Raw genomic sequence first — 4,711 nt, forward strand, 5'->3', positions numbered from 1 at the left:
CGTCCCAGACGCGAGCTTTGAGCGGTGCTTTCTGTCGTTTCAGATTTCTTCTCCCCACAATAAAACCACCCTGCTTACGAAGGGGGGTTAGGCAGGGTGGATTAATTGTCGAGAGGCCTTCATCAAGGCTATGAAGGCTATTGACCAACTTTATGCGAGGCATTTAACAGGTTTATCTTGACCAGATAAATCAAAAAGCAACTCACTCAAATCTTCTATTTGATTAGCCATTAATCTTAAAGCTTCAGGAAAAGTATGAGTACCTTTCATTCGAGCCAATGACACTAAAAATTGCCTGACCATTGCCCAATTAGCAGGTGCATTGCCACCGCGACGAATATCGTTATCCTCGTTTAACGTCACATCTTTAACCCAATGCAGTCGATTCTCAATTAACCAGTGCCCACGAATAGCCTCGGCAAATTGACTGGCTGACCAATCCAGACTACTTAAATAATAGTGTACTTCATCGAAATTAATCAGGTGACGACGACTTTTTTTTCCCTCCCATCGAGTTCCATATCTCCTGACCACAATTATATGTTTTGCACCCGCCCAAAGGGGCAAGAATTCAGGTGGAATTGGATAAATTTTGGTGTGGCGAGTTGTGGTTCGTCCATGTGCACATTCAGAAACTTCATTTTCGTCAGATGCCATAGTAGAACTGACTAATTTCTTGGCTGCTTTAAACAGATTTAATTGATTCTTTTTGAGCGTAACTATATAGTCATTACCACTCTTAATAATTAAGGCAAGCGTTTTTTTTTGACAGTGCAGTGCATCGAGGGTAATTACTACTTTTTTACCGGAGAGTTCTTGAACTAGCTCCTCTACGACTTCGAGTTCACTTTTCTGTTTGTTTTCCATAACTTGATGTCTCACTACCCATCCATGATGATGACTATAAACGGAAACCATAGTGACAAAGTTTTGGTAAGAGCTGTTGCCACCTGTTAAGGTACTTTTAATGCCTTTTCCGTCCATTGCCATCAATTCTCCTTCGTCTATTGACAATGTTTGTTTACACCACACATTAAAAATAACTGCTAAAATCTCAAAATCTAATGCTTGAATTATATTTCTAAACGTTGAATCTGATGGAAAGCGAATATCAGGCGGGAGAGCCAATAATTTTATGAGGGTTTTTTGATGATTTTTTGTAAATTCTACCAAGGGCTTATACCCCCAATATCCCGTGCAACTACCCAACAAAATTATTGTGAGCATAAGCCAGAGTGGATGTCTAATTCCTCGGTTTTTTCGATGGTCTGGAACTAATTTAATCGCTTCTAATAAATTCATTAATTCTTTGTCCTATAGTGATAGTCTTACCCGATGGTAATATCTGATTGCCTCTTCTATGATACATTATTGCGTTGACAATTAATCCACCCTGCTTACGAAGGGGGTTAGGGGGGATCGAAAGATTGTAGCCTCACAAACAAGACTGATAAATCGCACTCACAAACTACGCGCGTTCTCTATATAATAGAATCACTAAATAATAATTACCCCGCCCAATCCCCCGCCACCTGATATGGACGAATTACGCCGCCAAGCTTATCTCTATCTGATTCAATCGCTACTGACTTGCCCCAATGGGGAAGAAAACCAAGTTTTGCAGGCAAACTCTGAGTTAGTTGATGCGGGGTTGGTGCAGGTAATGCTAGAAAGGGCAAATGATCGGAGAAAAGAGAACAGCCTGGATGATGCTAATTCTTTAATGACTCTTGCAGGGCATCTCATGGGTAGTTATGGCAATACAACGCTAGAGAAATCATCACCTTCCAATTACCGCAAATTCCTAATGGAAGTGTTGCAGGCAACGGCAGATAGCGACGGCGATCCTAATGTGATTTATCCCCTGCTGCGGGATAATATCAACTTAGTTAATGATAATTTAGCTGTGGTATTACGAAATTGGGCGAGGGAAAATTTGCCAAAATTAGATAGCCAAGAGCGCCGTATTCATATAATAGCAGATGTTTTCCGTTTTAGCAATGCAATCGCGGACTATCCTTTAGGCAGAAGAGCGAGTAATTTGGAAATTGCTATTGCAGGTTATGAAATTGCCCTAACAGTTGTTACCAGTCAAAAATATGCTGAAAATTGGGCTAATATTCAAAATAATTTGGCAAATGCCTACCACAACAGAATTAGAGGCGAAAAAGCAGATAATCTAGAAAGGGCGATTGCCACTTTTCAGATATTATTGGAAGTTTACACCCGCGAGGCATTTCCCTTTGAATGGGCAAGGGTTCAAAATAATTTGGGGGTTGCCTACGGCGACAGAATCAGAGGGGCAAAAGCAGATAATCTAGAAATTGCAATTTCTGCTTATCAAGCAGCTTTAGAAGTTCACACCCGTGAATCATTTCCTGAAGATTGGGCAAGGACTCAAAATAATTTAGGGCTTGCCTATGGTGACAGAATTAGAGGGGCAAAAGCGGATAATTTAGAAATTGCAATTTCTGCTTATAAAACAGCTTTGTCAGTTTGGACTAGCGAGGCATTTCCTGAAGATTGGGCAAAGACTCAAAATAATTTGGCAAATGCCTACCTCCACAGAATCAGAGGCGAAAAAGCGGACAATCTAGAAAAGGCGATTTCCGCTTACCAGAAAACTTTGTTAGTTTACACCTGCGAGCTATTTCCTCAAGCTTGGGCAATAACTCAAAATAATTTGGCCGGTGTCTACGGCAACAGAATCAGAGGAGAAAAAGCGGATAATCTAAAAATGGCGATTTCCGCTTATCAAGCAGCTTTGTCAGTTAGAACTCGCGAGGCATTTCCGATAGATCATGTTACAACCTTATATAATCTCGGACTTGTCTACTGGTATAATTACCAACTACCAGAAGCTTACAATGCCTTTAATTCCGCTATTGAGACACTCGAATCAATACGGAGTGAAATCATTATCGGCGGCGAAGCAGACAGGCAGAAATTAGCCGAAGAATGGAATAAACTTTATCAGCAAATGGTAAAAGTTTGCCTAGACAGGGAAAATAAAACCGCCGCCATAGAATACATTGAACGCAGCAAAACCAGAAACTTAGTAGAATTGTTTCACAATGCCCGCAGCTTGCCGCAAAATGTACAGCGGATTAGTTTTCAGGAAATTCGCAGTCTGTTAGGTGAAGATGAGGCAATTTTGGAATGGTACATCACCTTTAACGGCTTTAAAGTTTTTATTATTACCCGCGACTCCCCTCAACCAATTGTCGGGCACTCTTCATCTGAAGACTTGCAAGCATTAGAGAAGTTTCAGCAGGAGTATATCGACGACTACATCAATCAACCTGATAACTGGAGAAATCAGCTAGAAAGCCGCCTCGAAAAATTAGCTAAAATCTTGCACATCGATAAAATAATTTCTCACCTCCCGAAAAACTGCCAGCGGTTGATATTAGTTCCCTTCCGATATTTGCACTTGTTACCGCTTCACGCCTTAACCAGCCGAAGACTCAGGCAGAATGTAGAAGAAACTGGAAGTCTCCTCGATCTTTTCCCTGGCGGCGTGAGATACACTCCCAGTTGTCAGCTATTACAATTATCTCAGCGGGTAAATCCGACTGGGGAAGAGTCTTCACCGACAAGATTGTTTGCCCTTCAAAACCCGACAGAAGATTTAGACTTCACCGATATCGAAGTTGAAGCAATTGCCAAATCCTTTAATCCTGCCGAAGTTTTGATTCGCGAGAAGGCAAGTAAAACAGGATTGCAGCAACAAATTGCCGGGTTGCAGAATGCCGACATCGCCCACTTTTCCTGTCACGGCTTTTTCGACTTTCTCGATCCCCGCAAATCAGCTTTAATCTTAGCTGGGGCCAAAATTACCACCGATAACGTTGACTCCGAGAACAAAAGTTATATTCGTTCCCGCCGAGGCGAAACCTTCGACATCGCGGAATGTCTGACGCTGGAAGAAATCTTTGATTTGCGACTGAATAAGTGCAGCTTAGTGACGCTTTCCGCCTGCGAAACTGGGTTAACGGATATTAGAGATAATACTGATGAGTATATCGGATTGCCTAGCGGTTTTTTCTATGCCGGGGCGACGAGTGTGATTAGCACTTTGTGGGCTGTTAATGATGTCTCTACCGCGATTTTGATGATTAAGTTTTATGAGATTTTCTTGTCTAAAAGTCGCCCGCCTGTGGCGATCGCTTTGCGGGAGTCTCAGTTGTGGCTGCGGAGTTTAACTGTTAAAGGTTTGCTACAATGGGTGGAAGGGTCGCAGTTGTTGAGTCGCGAACACAAACAGAAAATTCAAGACAAATACAGGCGCGGTTACAAACCGGATTATCAACCTTATGAGTCTCCCGTATACTGGGCCGCTTTCTGTGCAGTTGGGCAATAAGCGTTGGTATCAGAAACCGGGTTTCTGCGGAGATTTTCTGTTCCAATTGAGATTTCTCAGAGAAACCCGGTTTCTTTGACCTTAGTTCTAAATTTTTGCAACGATAAATTCACTATAATCAAAGGAGAAATTAACAATGACAGATGAAGAATTTATTTCTGGTTTCCTAGCAGTCTTTGAAACTAAACCCGAAGTATTTGAACAAGCAGGGGCGGTTGATGATTTAACAAATCTCAGCAATACGATATCGCAGATGGCGGATAAATCGAACGGGTGCATCTCACTTTGGCAAATACATCAAATTGAAAGTTGACCGTTGAGGTAAGCACAGCGAAGAGAAAGGATAGA

At 41.9% G+C, this 4,711-nt stretch carries 3 protein-coding genes; 2 read left to right on the forward strand and 1 reads right to left on the reverse strand.

The window, feature by feature from the left end; translation table 11 throughout:
* Window positions 1-150 precede the first annotated feature (150 nt).
* The gene (locus tag QUA56_RS36130) at window positions 151-1,302 is read right to left on the reverse strand and encodes an ISAs1 family transposase (protein WP_333368721.1); all 1,152 of its coding nucleotides are present in this window, start codon (window positions 1,300-1,302) and stop codon (window positions 151-153) included.
* 235 nt (window positions 1,303-1,537) lie between these two features.
* Between QUA56_RS36130 and QUA56_RS36135 the strand changes: the two genes are divergently transcribed.
* Together QUA56_RS36135 and QUA56_RS36140 are read left to right on the forward strand one after the other, a co-directional pair.
* Window positions 1,538-4,363, forward strand: coding sequence for a CHAT domain-containing tetratricopeptide repeat protein (locus QUA56_RS36135; RefSeq protein WP_333368724.1), 2,826 nt, complete (start codon window positions 1,538-1,540; stop codon window positions 4,361-4,363).
* 136 nt (window positions 4,364-4,499) lie between these two features.
* Window positions 4,500-4,676 (forward strand): hypothetical protein, encoded by a 177-nt coding sequence (locus QUA56_RS36140; RefSeq protein WP_333368727.1) that lies wholly within the window; start codon window positions 4,500-4,502, stop codon window positions 4,674-4,676.
* The last annotated feature ends 35 nt before the right edge of the window (window positions 4,677-4,711 follow it).

Origin of the sequence: Microcoleus sp. N3A4 (assembly GCF_036701805.1) — a bacterium.
Classification (GTDB): Bacteria; Cyanobacteriota; Cyanobacteriia; order Cyanobacteriales; family Microcoleaceae; genus Microcoleus.

Bases quoted from the DNA above. Each gene is read 5' to 3' on its own strand.
- QUA56_RS36130 (WP_333368721.1), bottom strand. From the start codon at position 1,302: ATGAATTTATTAGAAGCGATTAAATTAGTTCCAGACCATCGAAAAAAC.
- QUA56_RS36135 (WP_333368724.1), top strand. From the start codon at position 1,538: ATGGACGAATTACGCCGCCAAGCTTATCTCTATCTGATTCAATCGCTA.
- QUA56_RS36140 (WP_333368727.1), top strand. From the start codon at position 4,500: ATGACAGATGAAGAATTTATTTCTGGTTTCCTAGCAGTCTTTGAAACT.